The organism is Sphaerospermopsis kisseleviana CS-549 (genome assembly GCF_028329225.1).
GTDB lineage: Bacteria > Cyanobacteriota > Cyanobacteriia > Cyanobacteriales > Nostocaceae > Sphaerospermopsis > Sphaerospermopsis kisseleviana.
This window is the reverse complement of sequence record NZ_JAQMTI010000021.1, coordinates 16,039-40,021: the sequence shown is the minus strand read 5'-3', so window position 1 is coordinate 40,021 and position 23,983 is coordinate 16,039. Positions and strand designations below refer to the sequence as shown.

The window sequence follows — 23,983 nt, the reverse complement described above, 5'->3', positions numbered from 1 at the left end:
AATATATTATTCAGATTTTAGGTCAATTTATGATAAAATACAGTATACCAATCAAGTTACCGTATTTTTTAAAATATCACATAAAGGTAATTGAAATGCAAGCTTTTCTTTAAAAAAAGTAATTATCCTGTTACCTAGTTATTAGTTTTGTAATTTTCTATACCAGATAACCGTAAAATGTTGAAAAAATCAGATTTGAACAATGGCCTTTTGCAAGAAGAACTACAAAGAGATTCTTCCCATCTCCCACAAGAAGAAGTTATCCAACTCCTCAAACAAGTAATTGAACCCAGTCTGAAAAACGATATCGTTAGTTTGGGAATGGTGCGAAATCTACGGATAGTTGATCAATATATTTATTTGCGCTTGTATATAGGTTCTCGTCAACAGCATTTAGAAGCAGAGATTAAAGCGGTATTATCATCATTATCTTGGTGTAAAAAAATCTATATTCAAATTTGTACAATTCCAGGAGTGAAAACGACATTAGCCATATCTAGCGGTAAAGGAGGTGTAGGTAAATCCACAACCGCAGTTAATTTAGCAGCAGCTTTGAGGTTAAAAGGAGCAAAAGTTGGGTTATTAGATGCTGATGTTTATGGTCCTAATGTTCCTCAGATGTTAGGGTTAGGACAATCGGAAGTTACAGTTATTGATACTGTTAATGGTCAGAAATTTTTACCGTTACAAGCTCATGGTATCAAAGTCATGTCTGTAGGATTGTTGGCAGAACCAGATCATCCTCTAGCATGGCGTGGACCAGTATTACATAAAATCATTACTCAATTTATACATGATGTTGAATGGGGAGAATTGGACTATTTGTTAATAGATTTACCTCCCGGTACTGGTGATGCTCAAATCACGATTGTGCAAGAAAGCCCGATTTGTGGAGTCATATTAGTAACAACACCTCAAGAAGTGGCGATTTCTGATGTGCGTCGCAGTATCTATATGTTTCGTCAAGTGGGTGTTCCTGTTCTCGGTATTATCGAAAATATGAGCTATTTTATGGGCGTAAATGGCGAAGAAACTCCGATTTTTGGTAGTGGTGGCGGTGAAAAACTGTCTAATGAACTCCAAGCACCGCTTTTAGGTAAAATTCCCCTCGATCCGCGTATTTGTAATGGTGGTGATACTGGACAACCTCTTACTCTTGCTGACTCTAGCACAATTACAAGTCAAATATTTATACACATTGCTACGGCATTAGAAGCTACTTTTTTTGCTTTTTCTAATGATCTGTGATATCGTTAATTTTAAATCTACAGTAATTTTATCAAGATACCGTACTTTAAAATTAATCAATGGGTGTTTACTATGGCAGGTAAATTAGATGGTAAGGTGGCTATTATTACGGGAGCATCTTCGGGAATTGGTAAAGCTACGGCTATTTCATTAGCAGCAGAAGGAGCAAAAGTAGTAATTGCAGCTAGAAGGAGAGACCGTTTAGAAGCGATAATAAAGTATATTACTGAAAATGGTGGACAAGGATTATCTGTTGTTGCAGATATTACCGATGAAGCACAGGTTCAAAATTTGATCCAAAAAGCTAATGCAAAATTTGGTCGCGTAGATATTTTAGTAAACAATGCAGGTATATCATTTCCTGGCAGGATTGAAAATGCAGATCCCGCAAATTGGCGAAAAATGATTGATATTAATGTCTTGGGGTTAATGTATGCAACTCGTACAGTCTTACCTATATTCAAAACGCAAAAATCAGGACATATCGTTAATATTTCATCCGTAGCAGGCCGCATCGCTCGTGCAGGAATGGCTGGTTATAATGTCACTAAATGGGGTGTAAATGCCTTTTCGGAAGCATTAAGACAGGAAGTTTATCAAGATAATATCCGTGTTACTATTATTGAGCCTGGTTTAGTTGAAACAGAAATTGATCAGCATATTACTGATGTGGTAGCTAAACAGGAAATTGAAGCCAGACGCAAAGCAATTACACCATTACAAAGTGAAGATATAGCAGCAGCAATAGTTTATGCTATTACCCAACCACAGCACGTAAATGTGAATGAAATCTTAATTCGCCCAACTTTGCAAGATCGATGATACTCAGAGGTTGTTTGAAAATTCTGTCATGGTGTATCACATATTTTTACCCCTCCCTAACCCCCCCTTATAAAGGGGAGGGAACTGTATTTTTATTGTTTCCCCCTTTTACAAGAAGGGGGGTAGCAATGTGATTAAAATTACGGTATACCACTTTTAAAACATCCTCTCAGATGATACTGACAGCTATTCACAATTATACCGAAAAAATAGGTAATATTAATGTTAGAAGAAAATGTAAAATCATTAAATAAAAATAACAAAGTATCTGCTTTTTTGATTGGGGAAAGCGTGTCTTTTTTCGGCTCTTGGATGACACAAATTACCTTGGTATGGCTGGTTTATCAATTGACAGATTCAGCCATGTTAGTTGGTATAGCTGGATTTAGCAATCAAGCTATGGGTTTAGTGATTACACCATTGGTAGGAGTATTATTAGATAGATGGAATTTAAGGTATGTTCTATTAACTACCCAGATAGTATCTATTTTCCTATCTTCACTATTAACCTTTTTAACTTTTAGTAATCAGATTAATTTTACATATATTATTATTATTGGTATTCTTCAAGGCACAGTAAAAGCTTTTGATTTACCAGCACGTCAAGTAACTCTTCCTAGATTACTAGAAAATAGAAGTGATACTTATACTGTGATGGCTGTGCATTCATTTTTAATGAATACAGCTAAATTTGTTAGTCCGATGATTGGGGGTTTGATACTTGTTAGAAATGCAGCAGGTTTATGTTTTTTAGTAGATGCTATTAGTTATTTGCCTTTTATATTAGTTATCTTCACTATGCAGATAAAAACAAATATCAATATTTCATCCATATCAAAACCTCCAAAAATCTGGTATAACTTGAAAGAAGGATTTATTTTTGTTTATAATTTTGTGCCTATTAAAGCTATTTTAATATTGCAAATGATAGTTTGCTTTATGGCAATGACTCATGTAAATCTTATACCGATATTTGCTAAAGAAGTGCTGAAAGGAAATGCAGGAACAATGGGTTTTTTGATGACTTCTACAGCTTTTGGTTCTATTTTTTCTGGTATTTATCTAATGCAGCGCAAGCAAGTCATAGGACTAGAAAAAGTTATGGCAATTTCTACTTTAGTGCTGGGAGTATCCTTAATATTATTTTCTCGCTCAACACAGCTAGAAGTTTGTTTAGTATTGATCTTTATTGTGGGATTAACTAACACACTAACTTTAGCTTCAATTAGTAATTTTATGCAAGTAATTTTAGTGGAAGAAGATAAAAGAGGACGAGTAACTAGTATATTTATGACTACTTTTTTGGGAATATTGCCTCTTGGTAATTTATTTTTCGGAGGATTAGCAAATTATATTGGTGTTGCTAATGCTTTATTATTTAGCGGTGTTTGTTGTATTTTTGTAACTTATTCTTTTGCCACAAAAATATCGACTATCAGAAAAGTGGTAAACCCAATATATGAAGAAATGGGCTTACTTTTTTAATGATTATTTATAAACATATAGATAAAATAAGATCCCCGACTTCTGACATCAATTGATGATTGGTTAACACAATAAATCAAATGATTCAGGATCTGGGTATAAATTAATGTTATAAATAAATACTTGCAATTATTTAAACCTCAGCGATTAAACCTCAGCGATTAGTCGAATGCTTAAACCAAATTCAAATTTTTAGAGAAAAATGTATTAGAAAATACTTGATTTTAGGATTTATTCATGCAATATTAATATCTGCAACTACTTAATTACGGTAGACATACAGTAGTTTTTCTAAAATTTTATTCAACTTCAAATACACTCTGAATATTTCATCTATGAAAACACAATTTTTAGCACAACGTCCTATAGTTTTAACACGGTTGTTATTGGGATTGTTTTTTCTATCTATACCCATAACAAGTAGTTTATTGGAAACAAGCCAAGCTCAGACAAAACCTGGATTTACTTCTAAAGTAATCAACTTAGCTTATCAAACTTCTGGTGATATTGTCAAAATCAGAAAAGTTGTTGAACCACGTTTTCAAGCCTTAGGTGTAAAGGTGAATTGGGTGGGACCATTTCCAGCCGGTCCACAATTAATAGAAGCAATGAATGCAGGTAAAGTTGATATCGGTACTGTGGGAGAAACACCCCCAATATTTTCCCAAGCGGCAGGTGTCACAGAAGTCATTTATATTGCTGGGCGTGTACCCAGTAGAGGACTAGGACAAGGTATTATAGTCAGAGCCGATTCTCCGATTAAGAAATTAGCGGATATTAAGGGTAAGAAAGTTGCCTTTCAACGTGGATCAAACGCCCATTATTTATTAGCTAAAGCTTTAAAAGAAGTGGGTTTAAAGATTAGTGATGTTCAAGTTGTGGGATTAACTCCATCTGAAGCCCGTGATGCTTTCATTCAAAATAAAGTTGAAGTTTGGGTAGGTGGTGATCCCTTTTTAGCTCTTGTAGAGAAAACTATTCCTATTCGTAATTTGAGAAATGCATCAGGGATTAATACTCTCGGCGGATTTTATATCGGTAGACGGGAATTTGTTACTAAAAATCCCGAATTAACAAAAGTATTTTTAGAAGAAGCAGACAAGGTAGGAGAATGGGCTGATAAAAACCCTAAGGAAGTCGCCAAAGCTTTTGCACCGGAATTGAAAATAGATGTATCAGTTTTAGAAGTTGTAGCACGGCGACGTACATATCGGTTAAGAAAACTCACACCTGCTATTATTTCTGAACAACAGCGAGTGGCAGATTTCTATTTTGAAGAAAAAGTTATTCCCCGCAAGATAAATGTTAAGGATGCAACTTTACCTGCTCAATTAGCTGAAGCTATTACACCTAAACGACTGAAGTAGACTCATTAGACTTAGTAGTTACAATTATCGTAGGGACAATTCATAAATTGTCCTTACAAAGGTCAGGGGAAACGTATATTTAATTTCTGCTGGATATATCTAATGATATAGATAACAATATGGACAAAACTCAGTTCAAACTTGTAATTTTTGATTGGGATGGAGTGTTAGTAGATAGCGCACCAATTATACAAAGATAGTTTTTAATGATATGCGGCAGCTTTCTCAACTGCTGTAGCTATTGGGCAGTACCTAAGTTATTTTACTTATTGTTAATTTTCTGTTAAAGTAAAAACCAACTACTTTAAACCTATCAACTTACTGGAGTTATATTTGCTGCAATCATCAATAGGTAATCTTTTCTCCTGTGGGTAATAGGTGCAAAACTCCGTTCCATCTTTCAGAGGAATCAATCCATGAGTGTAATGTTTTTGGCTGCCGATGATTGGATACATATAGGTTTTAGACTAATACTGGCACTTTTAGTCGGTTGCATAATTGGATTGAATCGCCAGAAAGGTGGTAGAGCAGCAGGGATGAGGACATTTATGCTGGTGACTATGGGAGCAGCATTATTTGTGATGATTCCTTTGCAAGCTGAAGGTGAAAGTTCGTTTGCTGCGACTAATGCTCTGAGTCGTACTATTCAAGGTGTAACTACTGGTATAGGCTTTCTTGGTGCAGGATTAATTTTGCAAGAATCTCCCAGAAAATCTGAAGTGCCAAAAGTACGGGGTTTGACTACAGCGGCCTGTGTTTGGACAGCGGCAGGATTAGGAGCAGCTATTGGTTGTGGTTTGTGGCAAATGGGATTGTTGGGAGGATTTTTGACTTTAATTACTTTGAGTGGTATGAAGCGACTTAATCGTTTTTTTAGATTTTTAATTGGTCAAAATAATCAACCAATTGCTTCACAGCTAAATGCTCCTGCTGATGATGATGATTAACAGTAAATAATGACAGCACTTTTGGAGTAAATGAGGTACGTCAATTTTAGAAGATAGTTTTAAAACTTGAAGTTCAATAGGCTAATGTACTTCATAATCTCCAATCTGCTGTAAAAAAAATATTTCTCTAATTAGGGGTTGCTGAAAAATCCTTTCCGTGAATTTTCTCTGCTAAAATATTCAACAATTTTTTATTTGATATAGCCTAAAGCCATAGCACCATAACCAATTAAACTACTACCTAAAACTAGCCAAGCAGCATTAATGCGGTAACGAGTAATCAAAACTGTGGAGATGAGTGCGATCGCTATCCCCAAAATATCTACATAGGGTGGTTTTGCTATTTTTAAAGTAGCTATTCCCAGTTGCAAGGTAGCTACTACCATCAGTGCTACAGCACTGGCATTCACAGCATCTAAAAATGATCTTATCCAAGCAGAACTGCGTAAACGGGGAATAATCGGATTTAAGGCAGCAACAAAGAGAAAAGATGGTAGAAAAATACCAATGGTAGCTACTATCGCACCAGGTATACCAGCTAAGACATAGCCGATAAAAGTGGCAGTAGACAGCACTGGACCAGGGGTAAATTGACCAATAGCGATCGCATCTAGTAGCTGCTGTTGTGTTAACCAGCCATATTCTTGAACTAATCCCCCCTGCAAAAATGCAATTAGCACATAGCCACCACCAAACAAAACACTACCAACTTTCAGAAAAAACCAACCTAATTGCCATAAAGGAATAGATGTACCTGCCACAGTGCTAATTGTAGATGTTGTCTGTAAAGTTGCCCCTGTAGTTAAGACAGCAATCAATAAGTTAGGTTTATTTCCTGGTGGTTTGTCTTGATTTCTAGGATGTAACCAAATCATACCTAGTAATCCTCCAAACAATAAGGCAATTACTTCATTCACTTGCCGAATTAATACCAATAATCCTACAGCTATAGCAATAATCAGTAATTGACGGTTTTTAACCGCTTTTTTTGCTAAACCCCAAAGGGAATTTACAATAACCGCTAAAACAGCAGGTTTGATACCATAAAGTAAAGGTGAAATTTGAGGTAAACTACCATAATTAACATAAATCCAGGCAAATATCCCTGTTATTAAAACCGCAGGTAATATAAAACAAACACCTGAGACAATTAACCCTGGCCATCCTGCATAAATATATCCGACATGAATTGCCATTTCAGTGGAATTGGGACCAGGAATCAAATTAGTTGCACCTAGTAAATCCAGAAAATGGTCTTGTGTCAACCACCGACGACGCTTCACTACTTCATCTTCAATCATGGCAATATGGGCAACTGGTCCACCAAAGCCAATAACACCCAATTTAAAAAATAGTGTAGCTATTTCACCCAACCGACTAAATAAGTTATACTGCATAGCCTGCGTAATCTACGTTAAAAATGTAAAAGCAAACTTACGTTTATCCCTACTTATTTTATATTTATTATTATTTAATAACCAGCAGTTTTATCTACCACATTGCGTAAAGACTTACCTTGACAATAGCGGTTGAAATTGTCAAGAAATAGGGCAAGTGTTCTCTCTTTGACTCTAGGAGAATTTCCAGAACAATGGGGTGTAATAAACACATTTGGCAATGTCCACAAAGGACCTTCTGCTGGTAATGGTTCTGTAAATACAGTGTCTAAAGCTGCCCCAGAAATCCACCTGAGTAAGTGCTGATTCATCAACAATTGCCCCTCGCGCAATATTAATTAAAAATGTAGTGGCTGCATTAATAACACCCAATTCAAGTGACTTAACTATTATACCGTAATTTTGTATTTATTTAGATTAAACCCAATCGACAGCATTCATTCATCGAGGTAGTTCTCGGAAATAAAGCTTTGCAAAGATATATTCTCCGGTAACTTTATCAACTTACCGTAGTTTTTGCTTGCGGTTTGGGAGAGGTTGTGGCATAATCTAGCTGTTAAGTACAGTATTCCGACCGAGTTACCGTAGTTAAAAATTTACTTTATAAATCTTGCTGCAAGGAATTTATGATGCTTAAAGATGGACAAGGGCTGTTAGTGACAACAGATTCAGCCGAAGCGATCGCTGCTATTAACCGTTTTATTGATCAATCCCTTGCTTATGGTAAAGATGCAAAAACAGCGATTTTAGAAGCAGTTGACGCTGATCCAAATTGTGCTTTAGCTAATGCTTATGCAGCCGCTTATCATCTGAGTCAAGAAAGTACAAAAGATTGGCAACAGGCACAACCATATTTGCAAGTCGCACAAAGAAATTTAGGCAAAATTACTGCCAGAGAACAGTTATACGTAGAAGCAATTTTAGCTTGGGCAAATCAAGAGATTGATGTAGCAATAGCCCTTCATGAAGAGATTACCAATCAATTTCCCACTGATTTAATTTCCGTGCAGCAGGGGCAATATCACTATTTTTATACAGGTAATAAAGAAAAATTACTAGAAATTGCCCAAAAAGTTTTACCTAACAATCCCCAACAAGATTATCTATATGGGATGGTGGCTTTTGGCTTAGAACAATGTCACCAATTACCAGCAGCAGAAAAAATGGCACTTGAGGCGATAGCGTTAAATATATATGATCCTTGGGCGCATCATGCTATTGCTCATGTAATGGAAACCCAAGGAAGAACCCAGGAGGGAATAATTTGGATGGAGAATTTTGCATACACCTGGGACAACTGTAACTCTATGCTTTATACCCACAACTGGTGGCATATAGCACTGTATTATTGGCAATTAGAAAACTACGAAAAGGTTCTGAAAATCTACGATGAGCATATTTGGCAACGTGCTAACAAACAATCTCCCAAAGACCAAGTAGGGGCAATTTCCATGTTATTACGGCTAGAATTACGTGGGGTAGATGTAGGCAACCGTTGGCAAGATATCAGTCCTTATCTTTACAGTCGCATTGATGAACACGCATTACCATTCCAGGATTTGCATTATGTCTATGCCCTTACCAAAGCTGGACACAATAACTGGGTAAAAGAAATGCTTCAAAGTATGGAACATCACGCCTTGAGTATTAATCCCTTTCTCCGCAGGAGTTGGGTAAAGATAGCAATTCCCGCGGCTAAGGGCATGGTAGCTCATGCTCAAGGTGATTTCCAGACAACTGTTAACGAACTCAAATTTGTATTATCGCGGTTGCATGAGATTGGGGGAAGTCATGCACAGCGAGTATTATTTGCAGAAATTTATCAAGATGCTCTCTTGCGCGAACAAAAGCAGCATCGAATTTATCCTATTAGTGCTTAAAATCTTATGGGATGGGCATACTATGGCTAACGCCACGCCACGCTAACGGCAAGTGTTACAGTGAGCTTGTCGAACTGCTCAGTACAAGTCTTGCCCGTCCCTATATTATTGGCACTGATTAAGTACCCGATAATTCTCTAACTTCACTGCATCAAAACGCTTAACACTAAATTGTTTCATAATTTCTTGCAACTGAGCATCTGGTTGGAGTAGAGCCAATTGCATTTGCTGAATCAAAGAGATACCTAAACGCCGCGCTGTTACCAATGGTGGCATAGGAGAGGGTCCGATTATTTGCACCACACGTAAATGGTGTGATAATTCAGGAAAATCCCGTAATTCTTGTTCTAATACAACACTATCAATGGCTGCACAATCAGCCAGTCCTTCAACTACCCAACGAATAGAACGTTGATGAGAACCTGATTCTAAAGATTTTCCCCAGAAATTGGGTGAATATTTTTCTTGACTCAACCACCGCCAAAGTAAATGATAACCACTATTAGAACCAGAGTCGTTATAGCAAAAAGTTTTCCCTGATAAATCAGCAAACTTCTGAATATTGCTATCAGTCTTAACAATCACATCTGCATAGTATATAGGACAATCACCATATCGAGATGATTGCATCACAGGCGCAACTAATGTCTGTAATTGATTTGGTGCTATTTGACTATAACGAATTAGTGGTAATCCACAAATAAAAGCCAAGTCTATTTGGTCTTTAAATAATAGAGTGTCTTTTAAGGGGTCGTATTTACTTTGATGTAGTGCAATTTCTACTTGTAAAACACGACCTAAATAAGCTGTAATCTCCTGATATAATCCAAAATAATTAGGAGCTAAATAAGATACAGCCTGTAATTTTGTAATCTTAGTCATTCTTTTTTTTAAACACTGCTATTTTGGAACATTTTAATTAGCTTTTGCCTAGAGTAATGAATATATAAAAAACTGAGACTAGCAAAAGCAAGCAGCATGATTTTGAAAACTATTATATAAGGATAAATATACCACCATGTCCCCTTAAATAAGGATACTCCTAGTTCTGATACCTTCCCTAAAAAATGAGGATATGCTTTTTGATGGATCTGAATATTAATGTCTTGGCCTAATGTCATGATAAATTCTCTTGTCAATAAAAAACTAAAGCACAGCAACTCGATAGGCTTACCGTAGATTATATCAAAAAAAATCTGGTTTTCCTATTTTGACGAATAAAAATTCCTAATAACCAGCAGTTTTATCTACCACATTGCGTAAAGGCTTACCTTGACGATAGCGAGTGAAATTATCAAGAAATAAAGCAAGCGTTCGCTCTTTAACTCTAGGAGAATTTCCAGAACAATGGGGTGTAATAAACACATTTGGCAATGTCCACAAAGGACTTTCTGCTGGTAATGGTTCTATAAATACTGTATCTAAAGCCGCCCCAGCAATCCAACCTTCCTGTAAAGCCTGTATAAGTGCTGATTCATCAACAATTGCCCCTCGTGCAATATTAATTAAATAGGAATCTGGGCGGAATAAACGCAGGGTTTCCACATCAATTATTCCCTTTGTTTCCGGCGTTAAAGGTGTAGCAATCACCACAAATTCTGCTTCTGGAAGTAGTTCTTTCCAATCATTAGCACCAACTACTTTATCAAAGTTTGGTAATGGTTTTGGATGACGAGAACTGCCAAAAATACGCATTCCAAAAGCTTTAGCACGAACCGCAATTTCTTGACCAATTCCACCTGCGCCGATAATTAATAAAGTTTTCTCGAATAATTCTTGAATTGGTAAACCTCTTTGCCAATCATGCTCATTTTGTAGTTTATATAAACTTGGTAATCGTTTAGAATAAGCCAGTAGATAAGTAATCACAAATTCAGCAATAGGGATACCATGAACCCCTGCACCATTAGTTAAAATTAAATCTCTTTCTAAATATTTTGGTGTCAAAATATGATTGACACCCGCATTTGGGGCATGATGCCAACGTAATGAAGGCGCTGCATATAATACTCGATGTAAAGTAGTTGGTTTGAGATAAAACCAACTAAAATAAACTTCTGCATCTGTGGCATCACCATCTATATTACCCTCACTATCTACACGCAATACAATAGTATTTTTAGGTAAATGCGGCTCAATCTCATGGGCAATTTCTACTGGTAAAATCAGTTTCATAGGGAGTCTCCCAAATGTGTAAATTTATTTTTATCTAAGGTCAAAATGTTCTAAAGACTTGATATGATTGAACCGCAAAGGACACAAAGGACTCAAAGCTAAGAGAGTTTAAGAGATTTTTTAGTGTTGCTGCAATTATTTTTTCAAAATTGGGATGCTCCCGTTTCATAATTGATAACTTCGATTATTTTTGATATTCTATTTCATCTTCTCCAACAATTTATATGTTGAGTCTTCTTTAGCTGTGGTTGTAACAGATTTTCCCCAACCAATATTTTTACGATAACTGCCTAAAAGTTGAGATTCTGCTAATGATTCTTCGTTGATCCCTGTTAATGGTTCTACGTCTGGGGCAACATACAGCGCATCAACTGGACAATATAATTCACACATAAAGCAGGTTTGACAATCGCTTTGTCTGGCAATTTTTGGAGGTGCATCTGGTACTTTATCAAAAACATTTGTTGGGCAAACTTTCACACAGAGATTACATTGAATGCACCGGGATTCACTAACTAATTCAATCATAATAAAAAACCAAAATTAATATTGATGTAGGTTGGGTTAAGCCAATTTTATGTGAGGCTGCACATAATCCTGAAATCCCTTAATTAATCCATCTTTATCTGCGTTCATCTGCGTTCAATTTAAGTTGTAATCATGTTGGGTTTCCTGGCGTCAAACGCCATTCGCCACAAGACGGGAAACCCGTCCAAGGCGATGGCTCTCCAACCTACAATTAAACAGTTACGAGTTCTTTCGCTTTTGTTTCCTGGATAGGTGCAGCTTTTACCCATACTTGATCCAAACCACCACTAATTAAATAATGATGTTGGTTAGCATCCTGTTGTGAATAATCTAAATGTTTGTGCATTCCGCGAGTTTCTTTCCGTTCCAAGGCACTGCTATACATCCATCTAGCTGTGGCTACCATTCCCGCAGCTTCCCTTGTGCGGACAATATTACTATTATCTGCAACTTCACTATGACGAATTTTATGCCAAAGGAAATGTAATCTTTGCAATGATTCCCTTAAAGTTTTTTCATTACGGAAATAATTGTGATTGTATGGGAAAACTTCCGCTTGAGTAGCTTTAATGATGTCTTCAGTGTGAATTTGCTTCTCACTACCAGAGATAAATCCTACACCACCTACAGCTTGAACTGGTCTTTGGTTGGCTTGCATACCTAAATTATGGGAGTATCTAGCCGCAGACTGTCCTGCCCAATATCCTGAAGATAGTGCCCAAGCTGCGTTATGACTACCACCACCGGTAAAGCCACCACAAATTAATTCTCTGGTTGCGGCATCACCGGCGGCATAGAGTCCACGTACAGAACTACCACAAGTATAATCAGTAATTCTAATGCCACCTGTGCCTCGAACAGTCCCCTCTAAACGCAAGGTGACAGGGAAACGTTGAGTAAAGGGATCAATACCTGCACGATCAAAAGGTAGGAAGAAATTGGGTTGAGATAAACGCATTGTCACCCGCATTTCTTCTGATGCTTTGTCAATGATGGCGTAAACAGGCTGAGTTAGCAAAGTTTCGGCAATGACAGAACGCCCTTTTTGCGAACCAGCGCCGGGGATAGGTATACCATCCTCGTAGGTGAAAGTTGCCCAATTATAGAATAGGGTTTTAGTTACAGAAGAAAAAGCAGGTGCGATGCCATAGGCGTTGGAAAATTCCATTCCTGACATATCTGCACCCGCTTCGGCTGCCATCAGGTATCCATCCCCTGTTAGCACATTGCAACCCAAGGCTTTACTCAAGAAAGCACAGCCTCCGGTAGCAATGATCACTGAATGCGATCGCACAACCCACTTTTCACCAGTCTGACGGTTAACCCCTGTCGCCCCAGCTACAGCCCCTTCTGCATCTACCAACAACTGCAAAGCCGGACTGTGATCTAAAATTTTCACCCCTGCCCGTTTTATTTGTTGCCGCATCAAACGCATATATTCTGGACCTTGGAGACTGCGCCGATAGAGTCTACCGTCTTCATCTCTAGGAAAGGGATAACCCCATTCAGCTAGTTGGTTGACGTTCGCATAAGTTTGATCTAGTACCCGTTGCATCCAATCACGGCTAGATAAAAAACCTCCTAAAGCCTCCCTGGAAGCCATTGCTGCTTCTCTACTGTCGGGTTCTGGTGGGACATACCACACACCGTTACCTGATGCAGCAGCACAGCCACTTGTACCACAATAGCCTTTATCTACTAAAACCACTTTTGCACCAGTATTAGCAGCACTCCAAGCCGACCAAGTACCAGCAGGACCACCACCAATTACTAACACATCAGCTAATAAGGTTTGATCAAAATCGCTATCTTGCGAAAATAGTTGTTTTTGAGTCATGGAACTTCCTCTTTTTTGTAACATTAATTGATTGAAAAACCGTAGGTTGGGAAGCCACCGTTGTGGACGGGTTTCCCGGCTGGAAACGAGTGGCGTTTGACGTAAGGAAACCCAACAAAATTCTGAAAATGTTGGGTTGCGCTGTCGCTTAACCCAACCTACGTAATAACTTAGACTCCCGGTGTAGTTCCACCATCAACTTGAATTTCTGCACCAGTAATAGAACTAGCTAAATCAGAAACTAAAAATAAAGCTAGTGCAGCAATTTCTTCAGGTTGAACTATTTTTCCTAAAGGTATTGATTTTACTGCTTGGGCTTGATATTCATCCACAGTAATACTCAAACTCTCTGCATTTTGCACTGCTAAAGTTTTCGCTCTTTCTGTGTCTGTTAAACCAGGAGAAATGGCATTAATTTTAATATTATCTAGGGCTAATTCTTTAGAAATGCCTCGTGTAAAGTTGAGCAATGCTGCATTTGTCGTTCCTCCTGGTAGGAAATTAGGACGGGGTGTACGTCCAGCACCACCGATAATGTTAACAATACGTCCATCACCCTGTTTTTTTAGATGAGGTACAACGGCTCTCACAAAGCGAATATAACCCAAAAGTTTTAAATTCCAAGCATCTAAAAATGCTTCATCACTTAATTCTAAAAATGACCCTGCACGGGCTGAACCAGCATTATTAATCAAGATATCAATTTTTCCAAATTGTTCTAATGTTTTAGAAACAACTTTTTCAATATCTTCTGCTTTAGTTAAATCGGCACTCACACCAATAACTTTAGCATTTGTATCATCTAAGGATTGAATATCAATTACTGCTTGATCAAGTCTTTTTTGGTTGCGAGCAGCAATAACGACATTCACACCTTCACTATATAAACCTTTGGCGGTAGCTAATCCAATTCCGGCACTACCACCTGTAACAATTGCTGTTTTACCTGATAGATTTAGTTCTAAACTCATAACAGTTGTACCCGATAAATTTACCCAGTGGATTCGTTAATGTATTTCGCGCCAAGAGGTAAAGGAGCAAAGACACAAAGTTTTAGATTTTAAGTTTTAGATTTTGAATTTTTATTTGCTCCTGAGATGAAAATTTAATTTTGTCTGGCTGCAAATTTTTCTAATAAAAATTGCTTGAGATGTGGCTGTTCTAAATTAATTCCTAATTCATTAGCTTTTTGAGCAATTTGTTCATAGGTTAAATCTGCTTGAATTGCTTCTGCTATTAAGGCTATTCCTCCGGCTCTTGCACCACCAGCACAGTGAATTAAAATTGGTTTCGGCAATTTCTCAATAGCTTGAATTGCTTCTGCTGTTAATTTTTGATTTGCCGCTTGAGAATTTAAGGGAATGTTTGTATATTCCAGTCCTACAATTTGTGCTTCCTGCTTTTCATCGTGAACAAAACCATTTTCATCAGGAGAACGTAAATTTAAAACTGATTTGAAACCTTCTATTGACAATTGTTTTAATTCATCGGATGAAATTTGTCCGGCAATACTCAAATCATTGCTCACCTTTTTAAAATCAGTCATTTTAATTCCTCTTGTTATCAAATCAATAAATAGATGCAAAAACTTTATCTGCTGCTGCTCGTAATGCAGTAGCAGCGCCAGCACTCATATCTCGTGGCGCACAAATTCTATTTCTGATATAAGCCAGCGTAATAGTCCCTGTAGCAGCGATAATTGGATCTATACTTTCTTTACCTCCAGTTCTACCGCCTGGTAATAATTCGTTATTACCATTCAGGAGATAATCAGCTAATAATCGTAGGTGAAAATCCACAGCGTCTTTAATGATTGAGATATCACCTAAAGATTGAACTCCAGAATTTTTGAGAATATCGCTAATAGCAACTTCTCGATTATCACTTAATCTTTCAGCCGCTTCTGCACGATATTCAATAAATTCAGCCTCAGCTAAATCTAAAGGTAAGGGATTACCAATAGGTTCTATGCCAAATCTCCGCCTTAAAAGTAAATTATTAGTAATGTTGTCTGATTTAACTCTGTTGTAAGCAGGACGTTTTTTAAGTGCTGCAAACCAAACATTGATGAGAGGAAAACGAGGATTTCCTTTGATGTGATATCCTCTATATACTGGTAAATTAGCCGCCAATCTATCTAAATGGGGACTATACATAATATCTACCAGGCTAAATGTTGATAAAAAATAGGGTTTTGGATATCTCCCTAAAGTCTTTTCAATTTCATCTAATTTAGCTTCAAATTCTGCTTGTAAATTTGCTAATTCTTTGGCATCTTCTGGAGGTTGTCTCAAGAATTTATAGGCAATATCCCGAAAACCATTGGTTTCTGCATCTTCAACCCATTGTCTGGCGATCGCATTTTCTTCTGGATCTTCTGGTAATAACGTTTCCCCAAAATGCTCTTCCAATTCTAAAAGAATATCTTTAGATTCATAAACTAACTTACCCTCAATTTTAGCAGCAGGTACAAGAGTTGTTGGCACTAAATCTGTGTACCATTTCGGCTTATTACTCAGATCAATAAATTCTGTTTCAAAGGGAATTTGTTTTTCTTCTAACGCAAACCAAACTCTTTCGCAGAAAGGACACCAAGAGTTACTATCTCTATATAACAATACTGGTGGTTTTCTCTCAGGGGGAAGTTTATACAGACTACTAGGAATAGGAGTAGTAGAAGGTGCTTGTCCTGGTCTTTTAACTCGACGGGCGGGGGTATTTTGTCGAGCTTTTTCTAATAATTGTTCCCAACTGGATATGGTAGTGCTTGCAATGGCCATTTCTTATCTCGCTTTATTTGGAACGCCGGAAAATACAAATAATTCTTCTTCTTTTGGTGTAGGTAGATGTTCACCTAAATAACGATGAATTCCTACTCCCATATCTCCTGTTGCTGTGAGTTTAAAGTTAACTTCCTCAAATCCAAAATCACGGAAGTATTTACGCACGGTTTCTGAATAAGCAATACCGTTAGAATGTCCACGAGTCCAAAGCACAAATGTGCCTTTTTTACTCAGAAAACTGAGATTTCCTAATAAACGATTGAGTTCATTTTCATCAGCTAAATTGCCAAAAATACCACAGACAATGACAATATCTGCTGGTACTGCTCCTACATAGTTATCAGCAGCAGTTGCATCACCATTGATAAACTCAATTTGTTTTGTTAGACCCAATGATTCTATAGTCGCACGTCCCCGTTCAACTAACCCAGGATTGATTTCTACTAATCTTGCATATACATCTTTAGTACGGGGATGATTTGCTAATGTTCCTAATAAATCTCGTCCATCACCAGCGCAAACACTAACTACCCGAATAGCTCCTATTGGGGAGTGATCTAAACTATAGGAAATATATTCCTGCACGATTTCTAAACGCTGCTGTAATTTGGGTTCAGTGTTGTAAAGATCGTGCCATTCTAACCAATCTTTTGGCATAAAAAAGATTCCCCGATTGCTAAAAACTTAGATTTTGGAGTGTGTTTTTTATCACTCCAATTTTAATATACGGTAAACCTATCGAGAATTAGTAGTTTAAGGATAAATACAGATTAACATATCAATTTACAGAAAATCAAGTAGTTAAATAATTAGCTCTCTAGCTAGTAATACGAAAAATGATTAAGTGGTTTGTAATAATTGACTAACTTGCGCTAAGTCTACATTTCCACCACTGATAATTACGCCAATTCTCGCTGCTGGTGCTTTAACGCTACCTTCTAATAATGCGGCTGCGGCTATGACTCCAGTGGGTTCAACAACGATTTTTAAGCGTTCCCAAATAAAGAACATGGTGCGAATGATGGCTGCTTCCGATACAGTCACCATATCATCTACGTATTCTAAGACTAGGGGAAAGGTGATTTTACCTAAACTGGGAGTCCTGACACCATCAGCAATGGTCTGGGGATTATAGACAGTTTGCAGGGTTTTGCTGTAAAAAGAGCGAGTAGCATCATCAGCTAATTCTGGTTCTACACCAATTATTTTACAATTAGGTAAAAGTGCTTTTGTTGCGATCGCACAACCAGAAATTAATCCACCACCACCGCAACATACCAATAAGTAGTCTAGTTGTCCCACTTCTTGAATTAGTTCTAATGCAGTTGTACCTTGTCCAGCAATGACATGAGGATAATCATAAGGTGGAATTAAAGTTAATTGGCGTTCTGCTGCGAGATTTTTGGTTAATTCTTCCCGGTTAGTTGTGTCACGGTTGTACAAAATGACTTCTGCACCATAGCTGCGAGTTGCAGTTTGTTTGACTATTGGTGCATCATCAGGCATAACTACAATGGTGGGAATATTGAGTAATTTCCCGGCTAAAGCGATCGCTTGGGCATGATTTCCTGAAGAATAGGTAATAACGCCTTTTATTTTCTGTTCTACTGATAATTGGACTAGGGCATTATAAGCACCACGAAACTTAAATGCTCCCGTCCGTTGGAAATTTTCGCATTTAAAAAATACTTGGCTTTGAGTCAGTTCATTGACAGTACCAGAGGTAATTACTGGTGTTTGATGAGCAATACCCACAAGCCGTTTTTGTGCGGCTTTTACATCAGTAATAGTAACAAAATCAGATAATAACATTATTTTTTCATAAAGTAACTCTCACCACCACTAATATTAAGTGAGGTGAGAATTTTGCTTTGTATTTTTTTACAAAACTCGGTTAAGGTGCTGGATTAGGATAACGAGTATGAATTGCATCTATTTCTGCGAAAATCTCTTTATCCAAAACCACATTGACACTATCTATATTTTCCTGCAATTGTGCCAAAGTTGTTGCCCCAATAATTGTACTTTTCACAAACCAGCGACTTTTGACAAATGCGATCGCTAACTGAGTCGCTGAAAGATTATACTTTTTAGCAATCTCCACATAAGCCTTAACCGCTTCTTGTACATTGGGTTTCAAATAACGTTGCCCAAAACCAGGAAACAGAGATATTCTTGTATTTTCTAACTGTTGATTTTCTATGTATTTACCAGTTAAAAACCCAAACCCAAGAGGACTATAAGCCAATAAACCCACATCTGTATAACGATAAACTTCAGCTAAACCTGATTCAAAATTACGATTGAGTAAATTGTAAGCATTTTGAGTTGTCAGAACTTTAGGTAATCCCAAATCATTAGCAATGCGAACAAACTCACTTACTCCCCAAGGTGTTTCATTGCTTAAACCCAAATAACGAATCTTTCCAGCTTTAATCACATCAGCAAACGCCTGTAACTGTTCCGCAATAGGCACAGTTTCCCTTTCTAATTCTGGATTATAACTTGTCTGTCCAAATGTAGGAACATAACGATCAGGCCAATGAATTTGATACAAGTCTATATAATCAGTTTGTAATCTCTGCAAACTATCATTTACAGCCTGTGTAATATTCTCACGGTCAACTTTATTATTTCCACCTCTCAACCAGGAAAAAGGACGACCGGGACCAGCTATTTTAGTCGCAACTATGAGTTTATCTCGTTGCTGTTTCTTTAACCATTCCCCAATATAAGCCTCAGTTTTTCCTTGGGTTTCGCCGCGAGGAGGTACAGGGTACATTTCCGCAGTATCTAAGAAATTTATCCCTTGGGCAACACCATAGTCAAGTTGTTGATGCGCCTCCTCAATAGTATTTTGATGCCCATAGGTCATCGTTCCCAAGCAAATTTCTGAAACCTTGAGGTCGCTTCCAGGAAGTTGGTTGTATTTCATAATGTTTGAATAATGCTCCTTAATTCCATTTTGTTACAAAAACTAATAATATCGCTATCTTTTAAACATACACTAAATCTACCGATTTATCGGAGTTAATAGCTTGACAACTATACTATCATACCCAAACTAGATGGACAAGCCTTTGTAAAAATTAATTTAAAATTCTAAAAAATGTATCCATGAATACTCACATTTTAGTTTTTTTATGAAATAGTGCTACTTATCAATCATTAACTACAGTATCTTGATAGAATTACCGTATATTGTTTTTATACATAAGGTAATTGTGTCATTACTCTAGGCTTTTATGTCATTAATAATACAAAACTAACCCAGATAGACCTACAAGAAAGTTCTATCTGAGAAGTTCGATTTTCTCCTGTGATTCAGTGTGAAATTCTATGTAATTTCGTGTCGGCTCTAATTCTGTGTGTGTGTGGGGTTATCAACCAAAATGAAAAAAACTGCTTGGAATTTATTGCTTACTTTACCAATGTCTATATTCCTCTTGGTCTTAGCAGCTAGTACAAAATCTTTTGCTAGTGAAAGAGGGCAAGAAAAGGAAACGACAGGTAAAGAGACCTTATCAACCGTCAGTATAAATATCCCTGACTCTGACAACGTTAATCAAATAATTACCCAAAAAGAAACTAACTCAGAACTTTTCTTTTCATCTAATGAGTTTCAAGATAGTGAGTCACAACTTACATCTGTATCCCAACTTTCAGATGTCCAACCAACAGATTGGGCTTTTCAAGCTTTGCAATCTTTAGTAGAACGTTATGGTTGTATTGCTGGTTATCCAGATAGTACATTTAAAGGTAATCGTGCCTTGAGTCGCTATGAATTTGCCGCAGGATTAAACGCTTGCTTAGATCAAGTAAATAAACTTATTGCATCATCCACATCAGATTTAGCTGTAAAAGAAGATTTGGAAGGCATACAACGTCTAACTGAAGAATTTAGTACCGAACTTGCTCAATTACGCGGGAGACTAGATAAGTTAGAAGCAAGAACAGCAGAAATAGAGGCTAATCAGTTTTCGACAACAACTATACTGAGCGGTCAGGCTCAGTTCGTACTGGGAGGTGTTTTAGCGGGCAATAACGTGATCACCAAAAAACCAGCACCTAATATCATCACATTTCAAAATGCAGTTCAATTAGCACTAAACACAAGTTTTACTGGTAAAGATCAACTGCGATTAGTCCTTTCAGGTGGAAATATTGAATCTTTGGGACAAACTAGGACTGGACTTTTGGGAACATTTGATGGCAGAACGGCCGATAATCGTAGACCTAATCCTGCTCAACCCAATCAGGTTTTTGTTAGTGGTATTCGTTATCGTTTTCCTATTGGTGAAAAGACCCAATTTAATATTTTTGCTCAGTCAGATGGAGCTAATGAAATAGGTTTAAGTGGACCAACTAACCCCTTTGAAGGTTCTTTCACTAATGGGATAACACGATTTTCCCGACGGAATATGGTGTACAACTATGGAGATACCGGACCGGGAATTGCTATTCTTCATAATCTAAGTGAGCAGTGGCAATTAGGAGCATCCTATAGCGCCCCTAATGGCAATGACCCCTCGCCTAATAATGGTTTGTTTACAGGCAGATATGTGGCTTTTGGACAATTAACTTACTTTAGCCCCAAAAAGAATTTTCGCCTTGGTTTAAGTTACGCTAATACCTACAGTCCACCAGGTGCAATTGGTCAAGGAGGAACAAACTTTGGACCTGCTGCTGGTAGTAACTTAGCAAATAGTACCGTACCTGGTGCGGGAACCGTGGGAAACCTTTATGGAATTGGGGCATTATATAGACTAAATCCAAAATTAACAGTCAATGGTTTTGTGGGGTATTCAGCCCATCGTTATTTAGGGCATGGAGATGGTCAAGTCTGGAATTGGGGAGCAGGAATAACATTTCCCGATTTAGGTAAAAAAGGTAGCTTAGGCGCTCTCTTTGTGGGTCAAGCACCAACACTGACTCGTTTAAGTTCAAATGTAGATTTAGGAGCAGGTAAGGGTCAAGCAGACAAAGATACTTCACTGCACATTGAGGGATGGTATAAATATAAACTCACTGATAATATTGAGATTACACCTGGATTTATTTGGGTAACAGCACCAGACTCAGATGCTAGTAATCCTGCTAGTGTAGTCGGTTGGCTGCGTACAACTTTCAGGTTTTAACCTAGTAAAGTACCTCTGATAATATAGCGCAAGCCATATCAAGATTTACATAATTCGAGGATTTGCAGGGTTTCGTATTTATTAAAATTCTTTAATCCTGTTAATCCTTTAATCCTGGACATCCTGATTCAGACATTTTCATTCTTTGCTATCATTATTTTTCCGAAAGTTAAAAGTTATGACTAACCTAACTGAATTACTAAATTATAGGTATGGTAATGACAAATTTAATCCAGATATTCCCTGGAGTGACACATTAGCAACTTTGCTATCTCATCGTTCAATTCGCGCTTATTTACCTGATGCTTTACCCCCAGGAACTTTAGAAGTTTTAATCGCTGCTGCCCAATCTGCCTCTACTTCCTCTAATCTTCAAACTTGGAGTGTGGTAGCAGTTGAAGATGGAAATCGTAAAGAAGAATTATCAAAACTAGCTAATAATCAAGCGCACATTCGCCAAAGTCCTCTCTTTTTAGTATGGTTAGCAGATTTAGCTAGACTAACAAATATTGCTGAAAGTCGTGGACTACCTCACGAAGGTTTAGATTATTTAGAAATGTTTTTGATGGCGGCTATAGATGCAGCTTTAGCAGCGCAAAATGCTGTAGTAGCAGCTGAATCTCTGGGATTAGGAACTGTGTATATCGGTGCATTGCGAAATAAACCACAAGAGGTAGCCCAAATTTTGAATTTACCTCCTCATGTAGTTGCTGTTTTTGGTTTGTGTGTGGGCTATGCAGATCCCGTTGTTAAAGTAGCAATTAAACCACGTTTACCGCAATCTGTAGTTTTACATCGAGAAATATATAACCTTGCAGAACAAGAGCAAGGAATATTAGAATATAACCAAATCATGGAAAATTTCTACAATTCACAACATATGAATATTCCTGGTGATTGGTCGGAACATTCTAGTAAAAGGGTAGCATCGGCTGAATCTTTATCTGGTCGGCATAGGTTAAAAGAAATTCTGAATAATTTGGGGTTTGAATTAGGATAATTAAGTTTTGTAATCAGGGTATAAATCACAATAATTTGTTAAAAAATACTCAAAAATAAATTTTTGTTATTGTTTGATGTAGGCAATTAATAGATTAATTGCAAAATTTTTGTATGGAATAAATCCTCATAAGTAAGTGGGGATTTTTTTATGTCTATTTTTAATATTTTTTTCTCAAAGATGCTTGCAATTTTTAGATAATTGTGAAATACTAAGATAAAACTACGGTATTCCTACAAAGTTATCGGAGATTTTACTCAATGGCACGGAAACAAGCATACTGGTATTAATACCAGATGCTTCTTTACTAAAGCTTGTTGTCCAGAAATGTGATACTCAACCTAATAAAAGAGATGAATTGCTGTCAATCTTACATATCTCTTAAAGCCTGAGCATAAATATGTTGATTTTCTAAGGATTTCGGCTCAGAAAACTGTTACATAAGCATTGCCTATTTTTATTTGACAGCTTTACTCCCATGACAAGTAAACAATCCAAAAGTAAGAGGTTTTGAACATGACTAATAAAGGAATGCAATTAAATCTTGAAGGACTGAGAAAGTCCTTTGGCAACAAAACTGTTTTACAAGGAATTGATTTAGAGATTCAGCCGGGAGAATTTGTAGCTATTGTTGGTCGGAGTGGCTGTGGTAAAAGTACAATGTTGCGTCTAGTGGCTGGGCTAGATGCGCCCAGTGATGGCAATGTTTTGTTAAACGGTAAATATTCTGATAAACCTATTAATCCAGCCGTTCGGATGATGTTTCAGGATTCTCGTCTGTTACCTTGGCAGCGAGTATTGGCAAACGTAGAATTAGGTTTAATAGGTGCTAATTCTAAAGTTTATGCTCGACAAACAGCTTTACAAGTGCTTCGTGATGTGGGGTTAGAAGACCGCGCCCACGAATGGCCTTCCGTTCTTTCCGGTGGACAAAGACAACGGGTGGCTTTAGCCAGGGCATTGGTAAGTAAACCGTCTTTACTGTTGCTAGATGAGCCTTTGGGAGCGTTGGATGCCCTAACTAGAATTGAAATGCAACAATTATTAGAACGTTTGTGGACAGAACAAGGATTTACAGCATTGTTAATTACTCATGATGTAGAAGAAGCCGTAGTTTTAGCAGACCGAATAGTTTTGATTGAAGATGGTCAAATTAGTATGGATGTGAAAATTGATCTCCCACGTCCAAGAGCTAGAGGAGATGCAAAGTTTGCTAAGACTGTGGAGAAGATTTTAAACCGAGTCATGGGTCAACCAGAATATCAAAAGTCAGAAGTGGAATACGTTTTTAGTTCTAGTTCTGCGATCGCCTAAATTTCCACAACTTTACTCTACACAACTCTGTACAGCCATAAATTTAGGACTTGTCATCTAGT

At 37.3% G+C, this 23,983-nt stretch carries 21 protein-coding genes and 1 pseudogene; 9 read left to right on the top strand and 13 right to left on the bottom strand.

Annotated elements, in window-relative coordinates; all coding sequences use genetic code 11:
- Positions 1-195: 195 nt before the first annotated feature.
- From PN497_RS01395 to PN497_RS01375, 5 genes are all read left to right on the top strand, one after another.
- A complete protein-coding gene (locus PN497_RS01395; RefSeq protein WP_236103992.1) occupies positions 196-1,248 on the top strand; it encodes an Mrp/NBP35 family ATP-binding protein in 1,053 nt (350 codons plus the stop codon).
- Between the two features lie 72 nt (positions 1,249-1,320).
- Entirely contained in the window at positions 1,321-2,070 is a 750-nt protein-coding gene (locus PN497_RS01390; RefSeq protein ID WP_096572470.1) for an SDR family NAD(P)-dependent oxidoreductase, read from the top strand.
- 222 nt (positions 2,071-2,292) lie between these two features.
- Positions 2,293-3,555, top strand: a complete 1,263-nt coding sequence (locus PN497_RS01385) for an MFS transporter (protein ID WP_096572471.1) — start codon at positions 2,293-2,295, stop codon at positions 3,553-3,555.
- A 335-nt stretch (positions 3,556-3,890) separates the two neighbouring features.
- Positions 3,891-4,922 (top strand): aliphatic sulfonate ABC transporter substrate-binding protein, encoded by a 1,032-nt coding sequence (locus PN497_RS01380; RefSeq protein ID WP_096572472.1) that lies wholly within the window; start codon positions 3,891-3,893, stop codon positions 4,920-4,922.
- A gap of 416 nt (positions 4,923-5,338) precedes the next feature.
- Entirely contained in the window at positions 5,339-5,869 is a 531-nt protein-coding gene (locus PN497_RS01375; RefSeq protein ID WP_096572473.1) for an MgtC/SapB family protein, read from the top strand.
- A 191-nt stretch (positions 5,870-6,060) separates the two neighbouring features.
- Here PN497_RS01375 and chrA read toward each other — a convergent pair whose 3' ends face one another.
- Both chrA and PN497_RS01365 read right to left on the bottom strand, forming a co-directional pair.
- Positions 6,061-7,266 (bottom strand): chromate efflux transporter, encoded by a 1,206-nt coding sequence (gene chrA, locus PN497_RS01370; protein WP_096572474.1) that lies wholly within the window; start codon positions 7,264-7,266, stop codon positions 6,061-6,063.
- Positions 7,267-7,340: 74 nt separating this feature from the next.
- Positions 7,341-7,617: pseudogene (locus PN497_RS01365) on the bottom strand (NAD(P)-dependent oxidoreductase); the annotation flags it as partial.
- A gap of 278 nt (positions 7,618-7,895) precedes the next feature.
- On the opposite strand from PN497_RS01365, the gene PN497_RS01360 reads away from it, so the two are divergent.
- Complete coding sequence (locus tag PN497_RS01360) at positions 7,896-9,146, top strand: tetratricopeptide repeat protein (RefSeq protein ID WP_096572475.1); 1,251 nt, start codon at positions 7,896-7,898, stop codon at positions 9,144-9,146.
- Between the two features lie 105 nt (positions 9,147-9,251).
- Here PN497_RS01360 and PN497_RS01355 read toward each other — a convergent pair whose 3' ends face one another.
- From PN497_RS01355 to PN497_RS01305, 11 genes are all read right to left on the bottom strand, one after another.
- Positions 9,252-10,028, bottom strand: a complete 777-nt coding sequence (locus tag PN497_RS01355; RefSeq protein ID WP_096572476.1) for a phosphate/phosphite/phosphonate ABC transporter substrate-binding protein — start codon at positions 10,026-10,028, stop codon at positions 9,252-9,254.
- An 8-nt stretch (positions 10,029-10,036) separates the two neighbouring features.
- Complete coding sequence (locus PN497_RS01350; RefSeq protein WP_096572477.1) at positions 10,037-10,267, bottom strand: hypothetical protein; 231 nt, start codon at positions 10,265-10,267, stop codon at positions 10,037-10,039.
- Positions 10,268-10,373: 106 nt separating this feature from the next.
- Positions 10,374-11,321, bottom strand: a complete 948-nt coding sequence (locus PN497_RS01345; RefSeq protein ID WP_096572478.1) for a D-2-hydroxyacid dehydrogenase — start codon at positions 11,319-11,321, stop codon at positions 10,374-10,376.
- A 198-nt stretch (positions 11,322-11,519) separates the two neighbouring features.
- The gene (locus PN497_RS01340) at positions 11,520-11,849 is read right to left on the bottom strand and encodes a 4Fe-4S binding protein (RefSeq protein ID WP_096572479.1); all 330 of its coding nucleotides are present in this window, start codon (positions 11,847-11,849) and stop codon (positions 11,520-11,522) included.
- A gap of 211 nt (positions 11,850-12,060) precedes the next feature.
- Entirely contained in the window at positions 12,061-13,686 is a 1,626-nt protein-coding gene (locus tag PN497_RS01335) for an FAD-dependent oxidoreductase (RefSeq protein WP_096572904.1), read from the bottom strand.
- 170 nt (positions 13,687-13,856) lie between these two features.
- On the bottom strand, positions 13,857-14,657 hold the full coding sequence (locus PN497_RS01330; RefSeq protein WP_096572480.1) for an SDR family oxidoreductase: 801 nt from the start codon (positions 14,655-14,657) through the stop codon (positions 13,857-13,859).
- A 134-nt stretch (positions 14,658-14,791) separates the two neighbouring features.
- Positions 14,792-15,232, bottom strand: a complete 441-nt coding sequence (locus PN497_RS01325) for a protein tyrosine phosphatase family protein (RefSeq protein ID WP_096572481.1) — start codon at positions 15,230-15,232, stop codon at positions 14,792-14,794.
- A 22-nt stretch (positions 15,233-15,254) separates the two neighbouring features.
- Complete coding sequence (locus tag PN497_RS01320) at positions 15,255-16,466, bottom strand: glutathione S-transferase family protein (protein WP_096572482.1); 1,212 nt, start codon at positions 16,464-16,466, stop codon at positions 15,255-15,257.
- A 3-nt stretch (positions 16,467-16,469) separates the two neighbouring features.
- A complete protein-coding gene (locus PN497_RS01315; RefSeq protein ID WP_096572483.1) occupies positions 16,470-17,126 on the bottom strand; it encodes a class I SAM-dependent methyltransferase family protein in 657 nt (218 codons plus the stop codon).
- Positions 17,127-17,309: 183 nt separating this feature from the next.
- Positions 17,310-18,281 (bottom strand): threo-3-hydroxy-L-aspartate ammonia-lyase, encoded by a 972-nt coding sequence (locus tag PN497_RS01310; RefSeq protein ID WP_096572484.1) that lies wholly within the window; start codon positions 18,279-18,281, stop codon positions 17,310-17,312.
- Positions 18,282-18,363: 82 nt separating this feature from the next.
- Positions 18,364-19,404, bottom strand: a complete 1,041-nt coding sequence (locus PN497_RS01305) for an NADP(H)-dependent aldo-keto reductase (RefSeq protein WP_096572485.1) — start codon at positions 19,402-19,404, stop codon at positions 18,364-18,366.
- 457 nt (positions 19,405-19,861) lie between these two features.
- Here PN497_RS01305 and PN497_RS01300 point away from each other — a divergent pair, with 457 nt between their 5' ends.
- The 3 genes from PN497_RS01300 to PN497_RS01290 all read left to right on the top strand — a co-directional run bounded on the left by PN497_RS01300 (position 19,862) and on the right by PN497_RS01290 (position 23,921).
- Positions 19,862-21,607 (top strand): iron uptake porin, encoded by a 1,746-nt coding sequence (locus PN497_RS01300; RefSeq protein WP_096572486.1) that lies wholly within the window; start codon positions 19,862-19,864, stop codon positions 21,605-21,607.
- Positions 21,608-21,785: 178 nt separating this feature from the next.
- Complete coding sequence (locus PN497_RS01295) at positions 21,786-22,607, top strand: NADPH-dependent oxidoreductase (protein ID WP_096572487.1); 822 nt, start codon at positions 21,786-21,788, stop codon at positions 22,605-22,607.
- Positions 22,608-23,123: 516 nt separating this feature from the next.
- A complete protein-coding gene (locus PN497_RS01290) occupies positions 23,124-23,921 on the top strand; it encodes an ATP-binding cassette domain-containing protein (protein WP_096572488.1) in 798 nt (265 codons plus the stop codon).
- The last annotated feature ends 62 nt before the right edge of the window (positions 23,922-23,983 follow it).